The sequence below is a fragment of the Methylibium sp. T29 genome (genome assembly GCF_000576205.1).
Taxonomy (GTDB): Bacteria; Pseudomonadota; Gammaproteobacteria; order Burkholderiales; family Burkholderiaceae_C; genus Methylibium; species Methylibium petroleiphilum.
In genome coordinates this window covers 1-604 of the sequence record NZ_AZND01000598.1, presented here as the reverse complement: position 1 = coordinate 604, position 604 = coordinate 1, and the positions used below count along the sequence as shown (strand labels likewise).

Below are 604 nucleotides of genomic sequence, written 5' to 3'. Positions count from 1 at the left end.
CCTGGGACGTGCTCGCGCTGCAGGCGGCGGTCTCGCTGCCGCTCTGCACCGCCGCCCAGGGCGCGACCGCCTGCGTCGCCGGTTGCAGTTCCACGCCGCGACCGCCGGCCACCGCCTGCCAGCGCAGCGCGTGGGTGGCGCATAGTGGGGTCCTGTCGTCCAGGCGCGGGCAGAAGCCCAGCGACAGCGCCGACACGAAGCTGCCGGCCGGCGCCTGCGCCATCACCCCGTAGGCGAAGGCGGCCCGAGATGCGCCGGCACCGACCAGCATCGGCTCCAGGTAGGTCGGCAGCTTCTCGATGGCCTGCACCTGGTGGGCCAGGTTCTCGAAGGCGCCCGCCGCGTACAGGCAGCTGCCGCCCTGCGCCTCGAGCCGGCGATGGAACGGCGCCAGCGGCACGGCTGCCACCAGGGCGCCGGCCTTCGTCATGGACTGCGCCAGTTGCCGCTCGGTCGCGTCGGGCCCGGCCTCGTCGGCCAGCAGCAGCACGAACTGCTTCACCTCGCCCGCGGGCCGAAAGACCTGCACGCCGGTGAACAGGCCGTGCGACACCGTCTGCGCGGCCGCGGCGGCCGGCTTCTGCAACGGTGCCGACGCCGGCGG

General features: G+C 75.0%; 1 pseudogene. It reads right to left on the bottom strand.

The window, feature by feature from the left end:
- Window positions 1-586, bottom strand: a pseudogene (locus tag x551_RS23045) (type IV secretion system protein VirJ); the annotation flags it as partial.
- Between the last annotated feature and the right edge of the window lie 18 nt (window positions 587-604).